19 protein-coding genes and 1 pseudogene are annotated in these 21,679 nt (G+C 45.2%); 9 read left to right on the forward strand and 11 right to left on the reverse strand.

What is annotated here, in order from left to right:
- The first annotated feature begins 57 nt into the window (after positions 1-57).
- Positions 58-1,137 carry a UDP-N-acetylglucosamine--undecaprenyl-phosphate N-acetylglucosaminephosphotransferase gene (wecA, locus tag DUN60_RS15650; RefSeq protein ID WP_114634271.1) on the forward strand — a complete coding sequence of 360 codons (1,080 nt, stop codon included), beginning with the start codon at positions 58-60 and terminating at the stop codon, positions 1,135-1,137.
- Between the two features lie 296 nt (positions 1,138-1,433).
- Here the strand turns inward: wecA (DUN60_RS15650) and wecA (DUN60_RS15655) are convergent, their stop codons facing one another.
- Entirely contained in the window at positions 1,434-2,498 is a 1,065-nt protein-coding gene (wecA, locus tag DUN60_RS15655) for a UDP-N-acetylglucosamine--undecaprenyl-phosphate N-acetylglucosaminephosphotransferase (RefSeq protein ID WP_114634329.1), read from the reverse strand.
- Positions 2,499-2,849: 351 nt separating this feature from the next.
- Between wecA (DUN60_RS15655) and gpmM the strand changes: the two genes are divergently transcribed.
- The gene (gpmM, locus tag DUN60_RS15660) at positions 2,850-4,382 is read left to right on the forward strand and encodes a 2,3-bisphosphoglycerate-independent phosphoglycerate mutase (RefSeq protein ID WP_114634272.1); all 1,533 of its coding nucleotides are present in this window, start codon (positions 2,850-2,852) and stop codon (positions 4,380-4,382) included.
- A gap of 444 nt (positions 4,383-4,826) precedes the next feature.
- A pseudogene (locus DUN60_RS15670) lies at positions 4,827-5,394 on the forward strand (hypothetical protein).
- A 93-nt stretch (positions 5,395-5,487) separates the two neighbouring features.
- Here DUN60_RS15670 and DUN60_RS15675 read toward each other — a convergent pair.
- Together DUN60_RS15675 and DUN60_RS15680 are read right to left on the reverse strand one after the other, a co-directional pair.
- A complete protein-coding gene (locus DUN60_RS15675) occupies positions 5,488-5,967 on the reverse strand; it encodes a methylated-DNA--[protein]-cysteine S-methyltransferase (protein WP_114634274.1) in 480 nt (159 codons plus the stop codon).
- 119 nt (positions 5,968-6,086) lie between these two features.
- Complete coding sequence (locus DUN60_RS15680) at positions 6,087-7,430, reverse strand: MATE family efflux transporter (RefSeq protein WP_114634275.1); 1,344 nt, start codon at positions 7,428-7,430, stop codon at positions 6,087-6,089.
- 356 nt (positions 7,431-7,786) lie between these two features.
- Between DUN60_RS15680 and DUN60_RS15685 the strand changes: the two genes are divergently transcribed.
- From DUN60_RS15685 to DUN60_RS15700, 4 genes are all read left to right on the forward strand, one after another.
- The gene (locus DUN60_RS15685) at positions 7,787-8,077 is read left to right on the forward strand and encodes a co-chaperone GroES (RefSeq protein ID WP_004733324.1); all 291 of its coding nucleotides are present in this window, start codon (positions 7,787-7,789) and stop codon (positions 8,075-8,077) included.
- Positions 8,078-8,128: 51 nt separating this feature from the next.
- The gene (groL, locus tag DUN60_RS15690; protein ID WP_017079119.1) at positions 8,129-9,775 is read left to right on the forward strand and encodes a chaperonin GroEL; all 1,647 of its coding nucleotides are present in this window, start codon (positions 8,129-8,131) and stop codon (positions 9,773-9,775) included.
- A 425-nt stretch (positions 9,776-10,200) separates the two neighbouring features.
- Positions 10,201-10,758, forward strand: coding sequence for a VC2662 family protein (locus tag DUN60_RS15695; RefSeq protein ID WP_004733330.1), 558 nt, complete (start codon positions 10,201-10,203; stop codon positions 10,756-10,758).
- Positions 10,759-11,041: 283 nt separating this feature from the next.
- Entirely contained in the window at positions 11,042-12,520 is a 1,479-nt protein-coding gene (locus DUN60_RS15700; RefSeq protein ID WP_114634276.1) for a sensor domain-containing diguanylate cyclase, read from the forward strand.
- 141 nt (positions 12,521-12,661) lie between these two features.
- On the opposite strand, the gene DUN60_RS15705 is transcribed toward DUN60_RS15700, so the two are convergent.
- The 3 genes from DUN60_RS15705 to epmB form a co-directional block, all read right to left on the reverse strand.
- Positions 12,662-13,150 carry an MgtC/SapB family protein gene (locus DUN60_RS15705; protein ID WP_017076347.1) on the reverse strand — a complete coding sequence of 163 codons (489 nt, stop codon included), beginning with the start codon at positions 13,148-13,150 and terminating at the stop codon, positions 12,662-12,664.
- Between the two features lie 105 nt (positions 13,151-13,255).
- A complete protein-coding gene (locus tag DUN60_RS15710; protein WP_279627914.1) occupies positions 13,256-13,726 on the reverse strand; it encodes an MSHA biogenesis protein MshA in 471 nt (156 codons plus the stop codon).
- Between the two features lie 61 nt (positions 13,727-13,787).
- Positions 13,788-14,810: an EF-P beta-lysylation protein EpmB gene (epmB, locus tag DUN60_RS15715; protein ID WP_114634278.1), complete on the reverse strand. Its 1,023-nt coding sequence runs from the start codon at positions 14,808-14,810 to the stop codon at positions 13,788-13,790.
- A 33-nt stretch (positions 14,811-14,843) separates the two neighbouring features.
- Here epmB and efp point away from each other — a divergent pair, with 33 nt between their 5' ends.
- Positions 14,844-15,410 (forward strand): elongation factor P, encoded by a 567-nt coding sequence (gene efp, locus DUN60_RS15720; RefSeq protein ID WP_004733338.1) that lies wholly within the window; start codon positions 14,844-14,846, stop codon positions 15,408-15,410.
- A gap of 381 nt (positions 15,411-15,791) precedes the next feature.
- Here efp and frdD read toward each other — a convergent pair whose 3' ends face one another.
- Genes frdD through frdA form a run of 4 tightly spaced genes read right to left on the reverse strand, consistent with a single transcriptional unit; the run spans position 15,792 to position 19,153 of the window.
- Positions 15,792-16,169: a fumarate reductase subunit FrdD gene (frdD, locus tag DUN60_RS15725; RefSeq protein WP_009847918.1), complete on the reverse strand. Its 378-nt coding sequence runs from the start codon at positions 16,167-16,169 to the stop codon at positions 15,792-15,794.
- A gap of 11 nt (positions 16,170-16,180) precedes the next feature.
- Positions 16,181-16,564, reverse strand: a complete 384-nt coding sequence (frdC, locus tag DUN60_RS15730) for a fumarate reductase subunit FrdC (RefSeq protein WP_017076351.1) — start codon at positions 16,562-16,564, stop codon at positions 16,181-16,183.
- Between the two features lies 1 nt (position 16,565).
- The gene (locus tag DUN60_RS15735) at positions 16,566-17,330 is read right to left on the reverse strand and encodes a succinate dehydrogenase/fumarate reductase iron-sulfur subunit (RefSeq protein WP_114634279.1); all 765 of its coding nucleotides are present in this window, start codon (positions 17,328-17,330) and stop codon (positions 16,566-16,568) included.
- The gene (gene frdA, locus DUN60_RS15740) at positions 17,330-19,153 is read right to left on the reverse strand and encodes a fumarate reductase (quinol) flavoprotein subunit (protein WP_004733344.1); all 1,824 of its coding nucleotides are present in this window, start codon (positions 19,151-19,153) and stop codon (positions 17,330-17,332) included. Before frdA ends, DUN60_RS15735 begins: the two co-directional genes overlap by 1 nt.
- A 501-nt stretch (positions 19,154-19,654) precedes the next feature.
- On the opposite strand from frdA, the gene epmA reads away from it, so the two are divergent.
- Positions 19,655-20,626 carry an elongation factor P--(R)-beta-lysine ligase gene (epmA, locus tag DUN60_RS15745; protein WP_114634280.1) on the forward strand — a complete coding sequence of 324 codons (972 nt, stop codon included), beginning with the start codon at positions 19,655-19,657 and terminating at the stop codon, positions 20,624-20,626.
- A 33-nt stretch (positions 20,627-20,659) separates the two neighbouring features.
- On the opposite strand, the gene DUN60_RS15750 is transcribed toward epmA, so the two are convergent.
- On the reverse strand, positions 20,660-21,547 hold the full coding sequence (locus tag DUN60_RS15750; protein ID WP_114634281.1) for a DMT family transporter: 888 nt from the start codon (positions 21,545-21,547) through the stop codon (positions 20,660-20,662).
- Positions 21,548-21,679: the final 132 nt, after the last annotated feature.

Here is a 21,679-nt window from a genome sequence, read left to right on the forward strand (position 1 = left end):
ATTCATAGCTACTCAATAATAACGGAAATAAAATAACAACTAAAAAGGTTTAACCCCATGTCACTGTTTGAATACGTTATCGAACTCTCTATGTTTTTCTTTCTCTCCTTTTCGGTGTTGTACTGCATGCGTAAAGTGGGCTATGTCATTGGCTTGGTCGATAAACCGAATACCAGAAAACATCATGAAGGTGTGGTTCCTTTGGTGGGTGGGATCTCTCTCTGCATTACCGTGTTGTACTTCCTTTACGTGAATGCGGATGAATTCAAGAGGGTTGAGATAGCCGCAGCGTGTTTGACGGTATTGGTATTGATTGGGGTGGCCGACGACCGTTTTGACATCAGTTTTAAGCTCCGAATGGGCGTTCAAGCTATCTTAGCTTTGGTCATCATGAACTATACGGGGTTAACCCTCTCTCATGTAGGTAATGTGTTCGGATTGGGTGTGCTGGATTTCCCTATAGTGGTCGATAGCATTGTTACTGTCATTGCCGTGATCGGTGCCATTAACGCCTTTAACATGGTCGATGGTATTGATGGGCTATTGGGTGGTTTGAGCATGGTGGTCTTTGCATCGTTAGGTGTGGTGTTCTTCGCTTATGAACTCGAGTTTTATACCTTTTTTATGGCAGTGATGGTGGTGATTCTATTGCCCTTCGTTCTGTTCAATTTGGGTTATTTTGGCAAATTGCGTAAAGTGTTTATGGGCGATGCCGGTAGCATGATGATCGGCTTCATTGTCATCTGGGTTTTAATTGGAGGGACACAGTCTGAAGAGGGGCCTTATATTATTCGCCCTGTAACAGCCTTATGGTTAATCGCAGTGCCTTTGATTGATATGATGGCCATTATGATCCGTCGGATTCGTAAAGGGCACTCTCCATTCAAACCCGACCGTGAGCATTTTCACCACATTATGCAACGCATCGGTTTTACACCGCGTGAGTCTTTAGTAGTGATTTGCTTGGTGCAGTTGGTCTATTCTACTTTGGGCCTCTTAGGCGAATACTTCCAAGTGCCTGAATATGTTATGTTCTACACCATTGTGGCGTGTTTCTTATTCCACACTTACGCGATGACGCACTCGTTTAAGATGGCGAAGATAGTAAGAAAGTGGAAGAAGCTAGAAGCGAAATAGTTTGATGTGTCGTTAACGGACGGGTCTACTATCGCAGTACTTAGCTGGTTAAATTATAGAGTTATAGAGTTATAGAGTTATAGAGTTATAGAGTTATAGAGTTATAGAGTTATAGAGTTATAGAGTTATATCAGTTAAGTCACAATAGTTTAGACTAAGACAAACATAAAAAAAGGGCCCAATTTCATATCGAGATTGGGCCCTTTTTTCGTTTAGCTTGAGAAGTTTTAGATGTGAGCGCTTTTGCTCTGAATCATCTTCACTTGAAACCTAAGCCATTAATACACTTCTAATTATTAGTACACTTTCTCAGGAAGGTTACGATAACTTCTAATCCAACTTGTGATGCGCCAAACATAGCTCATGGCTACAGTGTATGAAGCAAAACACATCATAAACAGGATGAACATGGTCGATTCAGCTATCTCTAGGAACTCTCCGTAGATACCGAAGCCTGCAAAGCTACTTGCGATAGCACAAATGATGGCGAGCGTTTGTCGTGATGTAAAACCAAGACGCTGGAAGATGTGGTGTAGGTGTTCACGGTCAGGCTTGAAAGGGGAGTCACCGCGGCGCACGCGTCGGAACATGATCGCAGTCATATCCATCAGTGGCACTGCAATCAACCACAGTGCAGTTATTGGTCTCATCATAGCTTCTGATGGATCTTGGCTTGCGCCCAGCAGTAACCAAATCACAGTAAAGCCAATCATCATGCTGCCAGCATCCCCCATGAAAACTCTACGCTCTCGTCCAAGAATACCAAGATTCATTAAGATATAGGGAATAGTCGCGGCAATGAATACAGCACACAAGTAAGCTAAGCCGTGTTGACTGTCGATTTTGAGCAAAATGGCGATACCCGCAAAGGTCACAATCGCAAGGCCACCCAACAGGCCATCAATGCCATCGACCATATTGAACGCATTGATAGCACCAATCACAGCAAGTACCGTAACTACAGGGCTAAGAAACCCTAAGTGCAGTTCTCCGGTTCCAAAGAGGTTACCAATGTGCTCTAGTCGGATATCGGCGAAATACATCATGCAAATGGAGAGGATCGCTTGAACCACAAGGCGAATCTTGAAACTGATATCGAATTTGTCATCAAGAGCGCCGATAAAAATCAGCGCGGCGATAGAGGCTAAAAAGAGCTGGCTATGGGGGATCACATCGGAGTGCGTGAGGATAAACTGGCCTATCGATAAACTGATAGCGATACCGCCGACAAGTGGGATAGCGCCCTTGTGCAGCTTTCTTTCATTGGGTTTATCTACTAAGCCGATGACTTTTGCTACTTTTCGCATTAAAAAGAGTGAGGAAAAGGAGAAGAAACCAACAAATGATAGCTCTAATAACATGATGAACTCTAGCCAATTTTTTGTATGAAGTTTAATTGCGTGCATCTTACGTTAAAAGTATCAATATGTACACTCAGTTGAGTATGTTTTGTTCGTTGTTTTTTGAGTGTGACATTTGGTTTTAGTATGCAATTTAATGTTAATTAAGAATGGTGGCTACGCTGCTTTAGTCAATATTATTGCTTAGTCTTTGTAGGTGCCTTAAACACAAAATGACGCTTTTTTTCACATTCGATTATCCTACCTGCGCCCTTTCTTGATCTTCCACTACAGTTTTGACTGTAAACTGTAGTAAAATTACGCTAATTTGTTTTTATACCGATTTATTTTGAATTGAACGAGGTCAGTCCTATGTCAGCTAAGAAGCCAATGGCTCTAGTGATCCTTGACGGTTACGGTTACCGTGAAGACAACCAAGACAACGCTATCGCGAACGCTAATACACCCGTATTAGACGGTCTTATTGCTAACCAACCTAACACGCTAATCTCGGCTTCTGGCTTAGATGTAGGCCTACCAGATGGCCAAATGGGTAACTCCGAAGTGGGTCACACCAACATCGGTGCGGGTCGCGTGGTATACCAAGATTTAACGCGCATTACTAAATCAATCGCAGACGGCGAATTCGGTCAAACTGAAGCGCTAGTAAATGCTGTAGATAAAGCGGTTAAAGCAGACAAAGCCGTGCACATCATGGGTCTTATGTCTCCAGGTGGCGTTCACTCTCATGAAGATCACATCTACGCAGCCGTTGAAATGGCAGCAGAGCGTGGCGCAGAGAAAATCTACCTACACGCATTCCTAGACGGTCGTGATACACCGCCACGTAGCGCAGAAAATACACTAGCACGCTTCCAAGAGTTGTTCGCTAAGTTAGGTAAAGGCCGTGTGGCTTCGCTTATTGGTCGTTACTACGCAATGGACCGCGACAACAACTGGGATCGCGTTCAAGAATCTTACGACCTACTGACTCAAGCGAAAGGTGAATTCACGTTTGATACAGCTGTTGCTGGCCTAGAAGCGGCTTACGCTCGTGATGAAAACGATGAGTTCGTGAAAGCGACGGAAATCAAAGCAGAAGGCGAAGAATCTGCCGCTATCGTTGATGGCGATGCGGTTATCTTCATGAACTACCGTGCTGACCGTGCGCGTGAAATTACTCGTGCATTCGTACCTAACTTCGACGGTTTTGAGCGTAGTGTATTCCCAGCAATCGACTTTGTGATGCTGACTCAATACGCAGCAGACATCCCACTGCTTTGTGCATTCCCACCGGCTTCTTTAGAGAACACCTACGGCGAATGGCTATCGAAAGAAGGCAAAACGCAGCTACGTATCTCTGAAACAGAGAAATACGCGCACGTGACGTTCTTCTTCAACGGCGGTAAAGAAGACGAGTTTGAAGGCGAAGAGCGTCAGCTTGTTGCTTCTCCAAAAGTAGCGACTTACGACCTACAGCCAGAAATGAGCGCTCCAGAGCTAACTGAAAAGCTAGTTGCAGCAATCAAAGGCGGTAAATACGACGCTATCGTTTGTAACTTCCCTAACTGTGACATGGTTGGCCACACTGGCGTTTACGATGCAGCGGTTAAAGCGGTAGAGTCGCTAGACGAATGTCTGGGTAAAGTGGTTGAAGCAATCAAAGAAGCCGATGGCCAATTGCTAATCACAGCTGACCACGGTAACGCGGAAATGATGGTAAACCCAGAAACGGGCGGCATCCACACGGCGCACACGAACCTACCTGTTCCACTTATCTATGTAGGTAGCAAAGACGTTGAGTTCAAAGAAGGTGGTAAGCTGTCTGACTTAGCACCAACGATGCTTTCTCTGTCTGGTATTGCAATTCCGGCTGAGATGTCAGGTGACGTGATCGTTAAATAGCTTTTAACTTTCATCGAATACTAGAACGGCTGCACGCGAGTGTGGCCGTTTTTTTTTGTGATTTTTTTGGACTCAATATTATACCAATCGTAGTAAATAGCAGGTCACCCTCACGTGTTAAAAACTTCGATAACTTCGTTAGAATTTTTACTTGTAGAATAACCACTTATCGAAACTTCCTATCGAAAAAATCAGCCTTGTTCTCAAGCTTTTTCCTGCTTCTATTTTATGGCTGATATGGCCGACCCCGATCTTGATGAGTCTGATTATGATCATAAGCATGAGTCTTGAGTCTGCTTATAAACATGAGCCTTCTTATAAACATAAGCATCGAAGCGAAATCTATTCATCCCCCATTGTTTAGCAAATGAACAAAACCTTGCACATCAATTTTGTTAGTGCTAATTTGCTAAGTATTGAACGATCGTTCAGTTTCAATCTAATATGATTGGTTTGATGAAGATAAACGCGATAAACCTTGGGGTGTTTTTCTATTCAAACTGTTCTATTTCTCATGGAAGTCAAAAGTATGAATAAAAAGACGCTTATTATGACATTTGTTGTCGGCTTGATGGCTAGTATCGCCTTTATCCTGATTCAGCCTTTGTTTGGTATGTCGACCCTGACATCTCGACACGCTGCTGCGTACGTGACGTTAGGTGGCTACGATCCAACGAGTGCATTGGTGTTGTCGTGGGTTGTGCATGTTGGCGTTTCATTGTGTTATGCCTTTCTTTCGAACCTTATTTTTATCTTCAATTCATCGCTTTCCGTCAACCTCATCCAAATCGCCGTATTGGGTTGGATAACCACGCTTATTGCAACGCCAGCCAATGAATGGGTGGTGAAACTGGTGACGACAAAACAATTTCCGCCTATCAGTTCGTTATCTGCACTGAACACCGATGTTGGGCCTAAGTTATGGCTGCATATTTTGTTTTTTGTTCTTATCGTTGGTGGGTTATGGCTGACGAAAAAACAACGTTTCGCTATGGCTGTTGCGAAGATTTAAAGGGCTGTCGCGAAGATTTAAAGAGCACTTAAATAGCTATCTTGGTTTATTCGGCTACCTGTTTGTTTGCCATTTTTAGCTCGTTGTCTACTATTACTCGCTGTTTATCATTCTCAGCTCAAAGTTCAACAACCACTCTTTGCGGTTCATGCCGCCGGTGTAGCCCGTTAATGTACCGTTCGCACCAATCACTCGATGGCAGGGGACAACAATGCTAAACGGGTTTTTACCGTTCGCACCACCGACTGCCCTTACGGCTTTCGGGTTGTCCATTCTTTTCGCTTGCTCGCCATAGCTGATGGTTTCCCCGTAAGGGATGCTGGTCAATGCGACCCAGGCTTTGAGTTGAAAATCGGTACCTTTGGGTTCTAAAGGTAAGTCAAAACGGGTGCGTTGGCCTGCAAAGTATTCGTCTAACTGTTTCGCCGCCAGTTGGCAAAGTTCATCTGGATTGCTAGTCATTAGCTCTTCGTGATTTACATGGTCAATTTCAATAAGCGATACACCATTACTCACAATGATCATCTTGCCAATCGGCGCGTCGTAAAGCATTTTGTAAGTGGTGTCTTCCATGGACTGTTTCTCTCTTTTTCGTCTTTAGTATTTCTTATCTGTTCTTATCTGTTCTTATCTGTTCTTATCTTAAAGCCTTTCGTATCTCGAAACTCTCATCTCGCTGGCTCGCACCTAGCTTATTCGCCTCTCGCATCTGCTTTAGCCCTTACACGAAGCGCAAAGCAATACCCGGATATACCGCCCATGATGTTTCCTAGTGCTAAGCCAACAAACATCCCTTCGACACCATCGACTTGGCTGCCTATCCACGCAAAGGGCAAGGTAAACACAAACAAGCGCATGAAGCTCCATTGGAAGGCTTTAAGTGGTTGATGCATTGCGTTCATGCCGCTGATCAACATCATCACAATGCCTTGAAATCCATAGCTAAAGGGCACTACTAGCAGGTAATGCCACAATATGCCTCGCACCGACTCTTCTTGAGAGAATAGGGCGGCTAAAGGAATGCTCAGTGGCACCATCATTAAGAAGACTAACCCTTGGAATAATATGGCAAAACGCATGCTTAGAAACAGTGCCTTAAAGCTGCGTTGAGGGTTGTTCGCGCCAAAGTTCTGCGCCATGAAAGGTGTAAGAGCAGAAGTAAGAGACATCAACACAATGATCAGAATGGACTCAATACGTTGCGCTGCGCCATACGCCGCCACCGCTTCAGTACCTTGCTTGGCCAGCATCATCATGATGATAGCGCCAGCAAGTGGATTCAGAGCGTTAGACAGAGCGGCTGGTGTGCCTATTTTTAGGATCTGTCGCCAGTCACTGACGATGTTTTTCAGCTTAGGAGGAGCAAGCAGTTTTTCTCGTACGGTCAACACGTACAGTGAGCCACACAAAGCACCAAACCAACTGAAACCACTGGCAATGGCTGCGCCTTGAATCCCCAGTTCAGGGAAAGGCCCATAACCGAAGATGAGCAGCGGATCTAAAATTCCATTGATAAGCCCAGCCAGTAGCATGATCTTGGCGGGCGTTTTTGTATCACCGGTCGCTCGAATCGCGCTATTGCCTGCCATGGGAATGACCAACAATGGGATCGCGAGATACCACACCGACATGTATTCCGATATCAGCGGCAGCAACTCTTGCTTTGCCCCTAACAGGGTGAACATAGGCTCTAAGAAAGTAATACCTAGCGTAGAAGCGCAGCCGACAAGAAGCAGAGCCAACAATAAGCCATGACAGGTAAAGCGCGCTGCATTTTGTGCGCTGCCTTGGCCAAGTAACCGACCGATACATGTCGATAAGCCAATACCAATCCCCATGGTGATGCAGTTGATGGCAAAGGTGACTGGAAAGGTAAAACTCACCGCTGCTAAGGCTTGGGTGCCCAGCAATGAGATGAAGAAAGTATCGACGAGGTTAAACATCAAGATCGCCACCATACCGAATATGGTCGGTATGGTCATGGTACGCAATGTACTCTCAATAGGGGCAGTTAATAGCCCGTGCTTATCTTGCATGTAAAACGCCGATAGAAACCAAAAGCGTAGGATAAACAGATGCGGGCGGGAAGGGAATAGCTTAAAAGCAGATACGAGATGCGGGTAAACGAGTATCGAAGAGCTAAAAGCGGAGAAAAGAAAAGCAGCCTTCTTTTGCTTAACCCCCTGACATTTACACAAGATTATTCGCAGGGGCGTTTTTGCTTTTCGTATCTCGCATCCCGTTTACTCGCATCTGCTCTTATCTGCTCTTTGGATCACAATTTTTATCTTTTCCCCCTTGGGTTCTTCCACATCGCCCCAACATATTGGGTAACCCCATGCCAATCGTGGCAACTATCAAATTAAATGGAAATTATCAGGAGATCCGACCGATGAATATCCGTCCTCTACACGACCGAGTTATCGTTGAGCGCCAAGAAGTTGAATCTAAATCTGCTGGTGGCATCGTTCTAACTGGTTCTGCCGCTGAAAAATCAACGCGCGGTACTATTCTAGCTGTTGGCAAAGGCCGCATTTTAGAAAATGGTTCAGTACAACCATTGGACGTTAAAGTTGGCGATACTGTTATCTTTTCTGAAGGCTACGGCACTAAAACTGAAAAGATCGACGGCAAAGAAGTTCTGATCATGTCTGAAAACGACATCATGGCGATCGTTGAGTAATCCGCGCCACACATTGAACTGATTTAATAAAGAATTTTAAAGGAAATTAAGATGGCTGCTAAAGACGTTAAATTTGGTAACGACGCACGTATTAAAATGCTAGAAGGTGTAAACGTTCTGGCTGACGCAGTAAAAGTAACGCTAGGTCCTAAAGGCCGTAACGTTGTTCTAGACAAATCATTTGGCGCACCGACTATCACTAAAGATGGTGTTTCAGTTGCACGTGAAATCGAACTTGAAGACAAGTTCCAAAACATGGGCGCACAAATGGTTAAAGAAGTGGCTTCGCAAGCGAATGACGCGGCGGGCGACGGAACAACTACAGCAACAGTATTGGCTCAGTCGATTATCGCTGAAGGCCTAAAAGCGGTTGCTGCGGGTATGAACCCAATGGATCTTAAGCGCGGCATCGACAAAGCGGTTATCGCGGCTGTTGAAGAGCTGAAGAACCTTTCTGTTCCTTGTTCAGACACGAAAGCTATTGCTCAAGTAGGTACTATCTCTGCGAACTCTGATTCGACAGTAGGTAACATCATTGCTGAAGCGATGGAAAAAGTAGGTCGTGATGGCGTTATCACGGTTGAAGAAGGTCAGGCTCTACAAGACGAGCTAGACGTAGTTGAAGGTATGCAGTTCGACCGCGGTTACCTATCTCCTTACTTCATCAACAACCAAGAAGCCGGTTCTGTTGACCTAGATAGCCCGTTCATTCTTCTTATCGACAAGAAAGTGTCGAACATCCGTGAACTTCTTCCGACTCTAGAAGCGGTTGCTAAGGCATCTCGTCCACTTCTTATCATCGCTGAAGATGTAGAAGGCGAAGCGCTAGCAACTCTTGTTGTGAACAACATGCGTGGCATCGTTAAAGTGGCTGCGGTTAAAGCACCTGGTTTCGGCGACCGTCGTAAATCTATGCTGCAAGACATCGCTATCCTAACGGGCGGCACGGTTATCTCTGAAGAGATCGGCCTAGACCTTGAGAAAGTAACGCTTGAAGACCTAGGTCAAGCTAAGCGCATTACGATCACTAAAGAAAACTCAACCATCATCGATGGTGCGGGTAATGAAGAGATGATCAAAGGTCGCGTTTCTCAAATTCGTCAACAAATCGAAGATGCGACGTCTGACTACGACAAAGAAAAACTTCAAGAGCGCGTAGCTAAGCTAGCTGGCGGTGTTGCAGTAATCAAAGTTGGCGCTGCGACTGAAGTTGAGATGAAAGAGAAGAAAGACCGCGTAGAAGATGCACTTCACGCAACTCGCGCTGCTGTTGAAGAGGGTGTGGTTGCTGGTGGTGGTGTTGCACTTATCCGCGCTGCATCTAAAGTTGCTGGCCTTGAAGGCGACAACGAAGAGCAAAACGTAGGTATCCGCGTTGCACTACGTGCAATGGAAGCGCCTATCCGTCAAATCACGACCAATGCTGGTGATGAAGAATCTGTTGTTGCTAACAACGTTCGCGCTGGCGAAGGTAACTACGGTTACAACGCAGCTACTGGCGAATACGGCGACATGATTGCTATGGGTATCCTAGATCCAACTAAGGTAACGCGTTCGGCACTTCAGTTCGCAGCATCAGTTGCTGGTCTTATGATCACAACAGAAGCGATGATCACTGATAAGCCACAAGATTCTGGCCCTGCAATGCCTGATATGGGTGGCATGGGCGGTATGGGTGGCATGGGCGGCATGATGTAATCATCCCCCTTTCTCGTAACAGAGAAAGCTATACATAAGCTTTAGAACGGAGACCTCGGTCTCCGTTTTTTTTGCTCGTTATAATTGGATTCGTCGTTAAACTGAGATTCCAGATACTTCGTTCCTCAGTTCTGGAATGACGGTTGTTATTACTGGAGTTATTTTGCGTTTCGTCATTCCCTACAGCGAGGCACGAGCGTGATAGGGAATCTTTACAACCTTCAAATAGAAACATGGGCCTAGATCGCTACTCTTACCTCTCACCGTATCCCTTTCTTTATATTGCTCTTTATGATTTTGCGTCTTATATTCAACAGTACAGTTATGACATTGGTCTAACATGGATAGCTGTTGAATAAAGGATAATAAATGCTTGATTGAAAATGGATTAATCAAGTCAACAATAAGTCAGTGGAGACTCCCCAATGAAAAAACTACTTTCAGTACTTGCTGTTTCTGCAGCGGTAATGGCGCCAGCAGCATTTGCTTCTTCGCCTGTTATGTTTTCAACGATCAACGGCTTCAATGCTCCGGATTCAGATGCGGTTGGTGGTGTACGTTTGGCTCTGCTTCACGGACAAGTGAACGACGTTAAAGGTGTCGATCTTGCGGTTGTGGGTATGTCAGAAACACAAACCACGACGGGTGTGAACCTGGGTATTTTTGGGGCGCATAAAGTAAACCAAGAAATGACCGGTGCTTCTTTGGGTATATTCAACTGGAACCCAGGAAAAACAACAGGCTTGAACTTGGGTGCAGTGAACATCACCAATGATGTGAAAGGCGCGAACGTGAGCTTCGTCAACTACTCTGAAGGCAACACTATGGTTGATGTTGGTGCGGCGAACCTTTCAGAAGTGTCGACGGTTCAGGTTGGTATCTTCAACAAAACCAATAAAATCGAAGGCGTACAGATTGGTCTGATCAACTGTGCTGATAACGGTTTCTTCCCGTGCTTCCCGATTGTCAATTTCGCTAAATAGAATATGAATTTCACGAAATAGAACGCGGTTGAGCCTCTAGATTCACTATTGGTGAGTTAAGTGATTTATTAGTGCTCAAGCCTATCAATGCCTAAATTCTTTTGTTTAGGCATTATTCTTTTGTTTAGACACTGTTCTTTTGTTGAAGCACTGTTGTTTCAATCCCTTTTCCGATTTACCTACCTCAAATTAGTTAATAAGCACTTGGTTTTATACTTTCTATTGCAGTATTTTTACTTATAAGTACAATGTGCGCTAAAATCACAACGTCGACTTATATGCTTTGATAAAACACCATACCATCGATTTTAAAAAGGCTTTCTTAAGCCTTACCGCCAGTTTTTTAGTCGTTTTGGGCTTATTGCTCGTTGATTCAGCGGAAGAATCAGATAAACAGTATGGAATCGAAAACCAAGGTGTCACGCGCTCTCTTGCTGAGCTCACAAAGATCATTAATGCCCTTGAATACAACATCACGGCACTTTACCCACTGCATGGCGATACTTATGTGTTCTCGCATGAAAAAAAGGTAGAGGGTGAGACGTGCTATTTCATCAGTGAGGAGCAACAAGCCCCTCGTTTTGACTTCATGTTCTCAGGCCCTAGCGAAATGTGTGATCCGAAGTCAGAGCTTAACTCTGAAGCCGGTAAGCGCTTATTCATCGCTCCAACCATGGCTTATTTTGCCAATACTATTGATACCATCTCTGCGATTTACTTTATCTCGAAAGAGAAGTTTATTATCTCTTCGCCTTCTGATTTTGCTCGCACGATTAAGGGCGATACCTTTGACTCTGTGGTGAACAGTCGTCCGTACTGGGTGAATACGATTCGTTTTGGCTTAGCGCAAGGTCAAGACCAAGTTGTCTATACGGGCCAATATGATGATTACCTGACGGGTAAAAAAGTCGTGACGTTAACCAAAGGCATTTACGTTAATGGTGAGTTTAAAGGGGTATTGGGTGTCGATGGCTATGTTTCTAACCTCGTATCGAACCCTACTCATGGTTATAAAGTCACCAGTACTCGAGGCGCAAACAAGTACGGGGTTATGGACTTTACCTATTCCAAGCCTTTGTATGTTGATGACATTAACACTCAGTTATATCTCAGTATTGAAGAAGAGAAGAGCGAGCACTTTCTGCATGTATTGGAGATGGAGAAGATTCAGCTTTCGATACTGTTTGTTTTGTATTTGCTCTCGGTTTTATGGCTATGGCGTTTTTATACAAGACAAGAACACCAGCGTTTGAATGACCTAGCAATGTGCGACCCATTAACTGGTTTACTGAATCGACGCGGCTTTGAAGCTCGATTACTGGCTCAGGACGAACAGCCGATTATTGGTGTTGGCGTGTTTGATATCGATGATTTTAAAGTGGTTAATGACCGCTATGGCCACAAAACAGGGGACGAGGTGATTTGCCATGTGGCTCAGTTGATGCTGAACAGCGTTAGGCAGCAAGATATCGTGGCACGGTTTGGTGGTGAGGAGTTTGTTGTCGCGATCACGGGTGAATCCTCAGAGCTGCTCTCATCGATCTTTCAACGAATCCAGAATGACATTAGCCTGCAAAGTTACCGATGTCCGACGGGTGATAAGGTGAATATTTCTGTCTCTGGGGGAGCGACGCTCTATTCTCTGTACAAGTTCGACAGTGTTGGTCACTTGTGGGAAAACCAGAGTATTCGTTCTTCGGATGAGCAACTTTATAAGGCGAAAGCCGCGGGTAAGAATCAAGTGTGTATTCACGTGCATTAAGCGCTTGTCTAAAAACTCAAAGCCTAGTCGTTTGACTAGGCTTCTTTTTCGTTTCTAAGAATTCGTTTCTAAGAATTTGCCTCTAAGAAATAGAATCTAAGGACAAAATGTCTTTAAGATAAACGCATCTAAAATTAGAGGTTACTTCTTCACGCGACCTTTATTCATCCACTTCTGATGCACACCACGACGCAGGCTTTGGAAACTGTTTTCCACCTTGTCGACACCAAGCAGTATGACAAGCGCCATTAGAGTGATGATGACAGACTGAGAAAGGTGTCCTAAGGCAATCATCATCCCCAACGCAGCCAACACCCAAATAATCGCCGCAGACGTGACGCCATGAATCTTGCCATCCAATGTCATCATTACCCCGGCCCCAAGAAATCCCACCCCCGTTATTATCTGACCAAGCACACGGGCTTGATCGAGTGTGTTGGGAGATAAGCTAATCGCCATGGTGAGAAAGAAATAAGTACCGCTGATAATCAAAATGGAGGTTCGTATTCCAACGGGTTTACCGCGGGTTTGCCTTTCGATTCCGATTAATGATCCACACAGCATACATGCTGCGAGGCCTGCCCAGCTAAAGGGGGCAAGGTTGAGAGTTTGTTCTATAAATTGTGGCATATCACCCCTCCTAAAAATTTAGAATAGAGCCGAGTATGCTAATAATAGACCGGACGATCGAACAAAAAATTTTTGTCTTAACGGTTGATAGAGGTGACTTAAAAGCTAGCAGCCGCTTGTCGTTAATTCAAAGCTAGGCGCAGAAGAAGAGGTTGCTTCGTTGTAAAGTAAGAAGCAGTCTTCCGAAGATTTCTTCTTACTTTGGGTCATGAAACGAATCCATGGTATTTCTTTAGAAGTATTATGGAAATACCATTCAGCAGGATCATTCGCATTAAATATGGAATCTGCGAAAGTACTTTCAATCAACAGACTCCAAGCATTTGCTGAGTCTGCCGCTGGGTATCCATATGCAAGTTCTATGTTGTCACCTTCGATTGTAATTTTAGCAGCGCTTAACTTTTCTAAACCTTGCTGAATTGCAATCGGGTAAACCATGTCAGCAGCACTTTGCATACCGCCTCTCAAACCTTGAAGGGCTGAAATACGAGCATCACTCTGTAGATTGAGAAACTTAGAAGCGGCAGTCACCGACACAATACCCAGAATGACAATTACGATAACCAATTCGATCATGGTAAAGCCTCGGTTAGAGGACCAGTTATTGTTCGGATGCGTCTTCATTTTGGTAACTTCTTTATTCAATATGTAAGTCGAGTGGTGTCTTGCTGCTACGGCCGCCAATCTCGCGAGTTAACTTAGGTACGAGGTAGCCAGAAACCTCAGAGATCAAACCCTTAAAGTGCATCTTTGCTTCTTCATCGGAGATATAGAAGTGAGCGGCGCCCTGAACTTTATCAAGTACATGCATATAGTAAGGTAAAACACCGGCATCGAATAGCTTTTCGCTTAATTCTTTCAAAGAGTTAGCGCTGTCATTTACGCCTTTTAGCATCACGCCCTGATTAAGCAGAGTCGCCCCAGTTAGCTTCAACTTATGGAAAGCTTGTTTGAGTTCTAAATTGATTTCATTGGCATGATTAATATGGCTGACCATCACCACGTTGAGGCGAGTTCGAGCTAACAATTGGCATAGCTCATCCGTCACTCGAGCAGGGATCACAACCGGTAATCGGCTATGAATTCGAACGGTTTTTACATGCGGAATCTGTTCGATGGCATTGATCAGCCATTCGAGTTCGCTGTCTTTGGCCATCAAAGGGTCACCACCGGATAAGATAACCTCGTTGATCTCTGGATGAGTGGCCACATAGTCGAGGCTAGTTTGCCACACAGACTTAGAACCCTTGTTGTCTTGGTAAGGGAAATGACGGCGGAAGCAGTAGCGGCAGTTGATGGCGCAGCCCCCTTTTACAATCATTAGCGCGCGACTTTTGTATTTGTGCAGCAGTCCTGGAATCGCGTTTTCTTGCTCTTCTAGTGGATCGGCTGAATAGCCTTGATGAACCTCGAACTCTTCGTTGAGTGGTAACACCTGACGCAATAGAGGGTCGTGTGGGTTGCCTTTTTCCATTCGCTCAACAAAGCTAAGAGGGACTCGAAGTGAAAACAGCTCACGTGCTGCGAATCCTTTTTGCCACGGTGTTGGGTCTATTTCCAATGCTTGAAGCAGTTTTGTCGGGTCAGAGATCGCATTCGATAGTTGTTTGAGCCAGTTTTGCTCAACAGATTCGACTTTTCGGGTTATGATATGCGGCATTGAAATTAACTCAAAGATGTGGAAGAGAAAATCATGGCGTCAGTAAGCACCAATGAATTCAAAGGCGGTTTAAAATTCATGTTAGATAATGAGCCTTGCGCAATTATCGACAATGAATACGTTAAGCCAGGTAAAGGCCAAGCGTTTAACCGTGTAAAACTTCGTAAACTGCTGTCAGGCAAAGTGTTAGAGAAAACATTCAAGTCAGGCGAAAGCTTTGAGCTTGCAGATGTTGTTGACGTTGAACTAGGTTACCTATACAACGATGGCGAATTCTACCACTTCATGAACAACGAAACATTTGAGCAAATCGCAGCAGACGTAAAAGCAGTCGCTGATTCAGCAAAATGGTTAGTTGAAAATGACGTTTGTACTCTAACGTTGTGGAATGATAACCCTATCACTGTTACTCCGCCAAACTTTGTTGAGATCCCAGTAACTGAAACTGATCCTGGCCTGAAAGGCGATACACAGGGTACGGGTGGTAAACCTGCAACTCTAGCAACAGGCGCGGTTGTTCGTGTACCTCTGTTCATCGCTATCGGTGAAGTTGTTAAAGTTGATACTCGTACTGGCGAATACGTTGGTCGTGTAAAATAATTTGATTGTGTCCATCTTGTTTAGGATGGCTCAGTGAAATAGAAAAGGTCGCTCATGAGCGGCCTTTTTTGTATCTGGCGATCAGGAAAAACAGAAGAGCAGAAGAGCAGAAGAGCAGATACGAGTAAACGGGATGCGAGATACGAAGAGCTTGAAGAGCAGATACGAGTAAACGGGATGCGGGATACGAAAAGCAGGAAGAAAAGAGCCGAGTCAGAGAGATAAGATATTCGACAAACAACAAAAAAGCAGAGCTGGATAACCTAGCTCTGCTTTTGTTTTCTGCTCTTAAGCTCTTCGATACTCGTTTACCCGAATCTCGAATCTGCTCTTAAGCTTTTCGATACTCGTTTACTCGAATCCCGAATCTGCTCTTAACTGTTAGATCATAAAGATGAAGATAACAGACAACGCGCTAATAAGGCCTGCAACGAAGTAGCAGCCCACTTTACCTGCAACGCCGACGTGGAACTTAAGGTCGTGCATGCCGTGGTGAAGACGGTGCATTGCGTGCCACATTGGCAGTGCTAGTGTACCGATGATGAATAGCGCACCGATAATGCTGGTGGCGAATTCAGAAACACGTTCGTAGCTCATTGCATCCGCATCGATAATACCCATAGGCACTAAGATACCCAGCACTAGAATCGTGATTGGTGTGATCATCGCGAACCAAGTACCGCCAGCGCCGAATAGGCCCCACCAGATTGGTTCATCAGAGCGTTTCGGATTGTGGTTAACATTGTAATTTGTGTTCATAACGAAGCTCCTTACACCACCATAAGAACGATTAAAGAAATAAATGCCACCGCTGCCCACTGGGTCAGTACGATGATTCTTTTATCTACCAATTTGCCTTTAAGACGGATTGGCATTACTTGAGGCATCATGCTGAAGAAGGTCTGAGCGTGAAGTAAGCTGCCTAGCAGTGCCACGATATTAATACCGATAACGATAGGGTTAGCCATAAAGCTTAACCAACCTTCCCACGCTTCAGGACCTTTCACTAGCGAACCCAAGCCGAAGGTTAGGAACAGAGTGAATAGAATCAAAGGCAGTACAGTCGCTTCACGTAGCATGTAGAAACGGTAGAACGGATGGTTGCTCCACCACGTTCTCTTCATTTCACGAACATAAGGTTTACGATTGCTCATATTACGCTTCCTCCGTCGCTTTAACCAGCTCGCCATCAGGTTTGAACATCGAAATAACGAAGTCCATTGAAGACTCAACTTTACCTTGGTTTACTGCAGCCGCTGGATCTACTTTCTTCGGACATACATCAGAACAGTAACCTACAAACGTACAGCCCCAAGCGCCATTGTCGCCATTGATAAGCTTCATACGTTCAGCTTTACCATTGTCACGGCTATCTAGGTTGTAGCGGTGAGCAAGAGCAAGTGCCGCAGGACCGATGAACTCAGGGTTTAGACCAAACTGAGGACACGCTGCGTAACACAAACCACAGTTGATGCAGCCAGCGAACTGTTTGTACTTCGCCATTTGCTCTGGAGTTTGGATGTTAGTGCCGTCTTCTGGCTTGCGGTCGTTACCAATGATGTAAGGCTTGATTGCTTCAAGGCGCTCGATGAACGGCGTCATGTCGACAATCAAATCTTTCTCGATTGGGAAGTTAGCCAATGGTTCAATCTTGAAGCCATTCGGGTAGTCACGTAAGAAGCTTTTACATGCCAGTTTTGGCACGCCATCAACCATGATGCCGCAAGAACCACAAATCGCCATACGACAAGACCAACGGTAAGACAGGTCTTTATCTAGGTTATCTTTGATGTAACCAATAGCATCAAGTACTGACATGGTTTCATCAAACGGAACTTCAAAGGTTTGAAAGTGAGGTTCTGCATCGTGCTCAGGGTCATAACGCAGGATTTCAATTTTTTGGATTCGATTCGCTGACATTATGCTTGCTCCTCTTCGCTCTTCTTAGCATTCTCTTCTGCCGCTTTTTCAGCAGCAGCGGCTTTCTCGGCTGCTTCACCGTATAGACGAGCTTTAGGTTGAGACTTAGTAATCTTAACGCCGCTGTAGTCGATAGTTGGTGCTGCATCTTCGTTGTAGAAAGATAGAGAGTGTTTCAGGAAGTTCACATCATCACGTTCTGTGCAGTTGTCGTCTAGACGTTGGTGTGCACCGCGAGATTCTTTACGAAGGATCGCTGAGTGAACCATTGCTTCTGCAACTTCAAGGCCGTAACCCACTTCGATAGCGTAAAGTAGGTCAGTGTTGAACACTTTGCCTTTGTCTTTAATGCTGATCTTCTTGTAGCGCGCTTTCAGTTCAGTGATTTTGTCGATGGTTTCTTGCATCAAGTCTTCTTGACGGTAGATACCACAACCCGCTTCCATGGTGTGACCCATTTCAGTACGGATGTCAGCCCAGTTCTCATCGCCTTCTTGAGCCAAGATACCTGCGATGCGATCTTCAACCGCTTTAATTTGCTTAGTGATGGCTTCTTCATTCCAGCCTTTGAATTCAGCTGCACGTTTCACGGCTTGTTCACCGGCTACGCGGCCAAATACTACGAACTCAGCCAGAGAGTTAGAACCTAGGCGGTTTGCACCGTGCAGGCCAACTGAAGCACATTCACCAACGGCGAATAGGCCTTTAATGCGAGTCTCACACGTACCGTTAGTTTCAATACCACCCATGGTGTAGTGAACGGTAGGGCGAATTGGGATTGGCTCTTTTGCTGGGTCTACGTTTACGTACGCTTTTGCAAGCTCACAGATGAACGGAAGACGTTCTTGCAGATACTCTTCACCAAGGTGGCGAAGGTCAAGGTGTACGACATCACCAAGCGGGTGCTTGATGGTGTTGCCTTTCTGCTGCTCGTGCCAGAATGCTTGAGAAACTTTGTCACGAGGACCCAGTTCCATGTATTTGTTTTTCGGCTCGCCCACTGGAGTTTCAGGGCCCATGCCGTAATCTTGCAGGTAACGGTAGCCGTTCTTGTTGACGATGATACCGCCTTCACCACGACAACCTTCAGTCATCAAGATGCCAGTACCCGGTAGGCCTGTTGGGTGGTATTGAACGAACTCCATATCACGCAGTGGAACACCGTGGCGATAAGCCATTGCCATACCGTCGCCAGTTACGATGCCGCCGTTGGTATTGCAGTGGTAAACACGACCTGCGCCACCCGTTGCTAATACAACAGATTTCGCTTTGATCGTAACAAGCTCACCTTCAGACATATGAATCGCGATTAGGCCTTGTACTTCGCCATCTTCAACGATCAAATCCACCACAAAGTACTCATCAAATCGTTTGATTGTGTCGTACTTCATCGAAGTCTGGAACAGAGTATGAAGCATGTGGAAGCCGGTTTTATCCGCTGCGAACCACGTTCTCTCTACTTTCATACCGCCGAATCGGCGTACGTTTACTTCACCGTTTTCTTTACGACTCCATGGGCAGCCCCATTGTTCCATTTGGATCATTTCGCGAGTCGAGTTTTCAACAAAGTATTCAACAACATCCTGTTCACATAGCCAGTCGCCACCGCCAACAGTATCGTTGAAGTGGTTATCTAGGCTATCTTCGTCTTTAATTACTGCTGCTGAACCGCCTTCTGCTGCTACCGTGTGCGAACGCATTGGGTAAACTTTAGAAATCAGTGCTACTTCCAATTCAGGATTAGCTTCAGCCGCAGCGATAGCTGTACGAAGACCAGCGCCGCCTGCGCCGATGACTGCGATATCTGTGGTAATTGTCTTCACAGTTATTCTCCAGTGTGATGCGGAGTATTCCGCTTGTTATTATAAAAAGCTTATTGGTAGTACTTACTAATTGGCAGTACTTACTTATTGAGAGCACTTACTAATCGATAGTACGTAAACGGCATCAACCGTTTATCACCCCTAAGCCTTAAGTGGTAGGTTCAGTGTACGAGAGGAAGGTATTTGAAAAGTTGATGTATTTGGGTTTTTAGGTCGGTAATGCATATGGAGGCATAGAAATTATAGGTTATGTGACTGCAATCACGGCAATGAATTGTTGATAACGATTAACCCACAGGACTGGTGTTAACGGCTTGTTGAGTATGATTTTCGTTATCAATGTTGATGTGGAAGCTGTATTGATAATTGTATTGTAGAACGTAATTTTCTGGCTTCATTAAAACAACATTTTGCTTTCATCAATAGACAGATAGAAGCTTACAAAAGAGACGAAAGGTGGTAATTTTCGTCGCCTAGAATTCAGTGATATGGAACTTAATAATGCACTCTACATGGCAACCGGCCGCAACCATTAAGCACTTAAAGCAACGTGCTGATATCCTTAATCAAATTCGTCAGTTCTTTACAGAACGAAACGTGATGGAGGTGGATACGCCTGCGATGAGTCACGCTACGGTGACGGATGTGCATTTGCATACGTTCAAAACTGAATTCGTAGGGCCGGGTTATGCGCACGGCCAGCCATTGTTCTTTATGACCAGCCCTGAGTTTCATATGAAACGACTGTTAGCGGCGGGCAGTGGCTGTATCTACCAAATTTGTAAGTCTTTTCGTAATGAAGAAAACGGCCGTTACCATAACCCTGAGTTCACCATGTTGGAGTGGTATCGCGTTGGCTTTGATCATCATGACCTGATGGATGAAATGGATTTGCTGTTACAGCAGGTTCTAAAATCAGGTGTTGCGGAGCGAATGACTTACCAACAAGCCTTTATTGATGTATTGGGTGTGTGTCCATTAGAAGATTCTATGGATACTTTAAAGCAGGCTGCCGCGAAACTAGGGCTCAGCGACATTGCAGATCCAGAAGACGATCGTGACACCTTGCTGCAGCTGCTGTTTAGTATTGGGGTTGAAGCTAAGATAGGGCAACAAGTACCTGCGTTTGTTTATGACTTTCCGGCTTCACAAGCTGCACTAGCCAAGATTAACCCGAATGATTCACGAGTGGCGGATCGCTTTGAGGTGTATTTCAAAGGGATTGAATTAGCAAACGGCTTCCATGAACTCGATAAACCACAAGAACAACTTCAGCGCTTTGAAGGTGATAATGCCAAACGTATTGAGATGGGCTTATCGCCTCAACCGATTGACCATCACTTGATTGAGGCATTAAAAGCGGGCTTACCAGACTGTGCCGGTGTTGCTTTAGGTATCGATCGTCTGATCATGTTGGCTTTGGGCTACGACCATATCGATGACGTGACGGCTTTTCCGTTCCCGCGTTCTTAGCTTTCTGTTCAGTTAGTCCTACTTACTGCTTGGCTAACTGACCAAAATACCAGTACCCACGACGGCAACAATAGCACCTATCCAAGCGTAGGCATTCGGCCTTTGCTTGGTGTAAAGCCAAAGTATTGGTAACAACATGATTGGCGTGGTCGAAGATAACAGTGCGACCATACCGACATTGCCTTCCTGCAACGCATACAAAATCAGTGTCATTCCCACGGCCATCGCTAAAAAGCCATTAACCGCAGTAATTGCGAATATTTGTTTATTCATTGGATTGATCGCGCGCGAAAGCTTAGCGCCTGTTAAACGAAACAGCGAGTGAGCAACAAAGGCGGTGATCATTCGAATGGCAGAGGCTGCAATTGGGTCGATACTGGTTTGCATCACGGGTTTGGCAATAATGCCGCCCAATGCTTGGCAGATCGCGGCGGTGATTCCCAGCGCTACACCAATCCACACCGTGCCCTTAATGGTTTCGAGTTGGTTATTCGATTGCCCTCGACGACCAAAGAAGATTGCGGTTAATACACCACTAAACACCAATGCCGAGCCAATCAGCTCCACCGAAGTCATGCTTTCGCTAAACAGGAAGTAACCAAGAATCGCCGAGAACACGGCGTGACAAGAGAACAGCAAACCGGCTTGGCGTGGCCCCATGCGATTCAAGCACGCGAATAGAGCGGTATCACCAATGAAGATGCCAATTAGGCCAGATAGCATCATCGGCGTGACTAGGTCGGCTTCGACACTTGACCACCCACCTGTAAACCAAGCCATGCTTGATAAGATGATCGCGGTACAACCCATTCGCCAGCGGCTATAGGCGAAAGAACCTAAGTGTTGAGCAGGTTTTACTGACATTAGGCTCGCAATCGCCCAAAGAAAAGCGGCAGCTAGAGCTAACCATTCGAATCCCATCTGAATAACATCCTTGTGTCTGGGATAAATTAGCTCATCAATATGCATCAAACCGAACTGAGAACAAAGTGATTCTTATGAAAGAACGACTTTGTTTCAGTTATTAGTTTATGTCAGCTGTCGCTTGCTGGT

Origin of the sequence: Vibrio splendidus (assembly GCF_003345295.1) — a bacterium.
Classification (GTDB): Bacteria; Pseudomonadota; Gammaproteobacteria; order Enterobacterales; family Vibrionaceae; genus Vibrio; species Vibrio splendidus_K.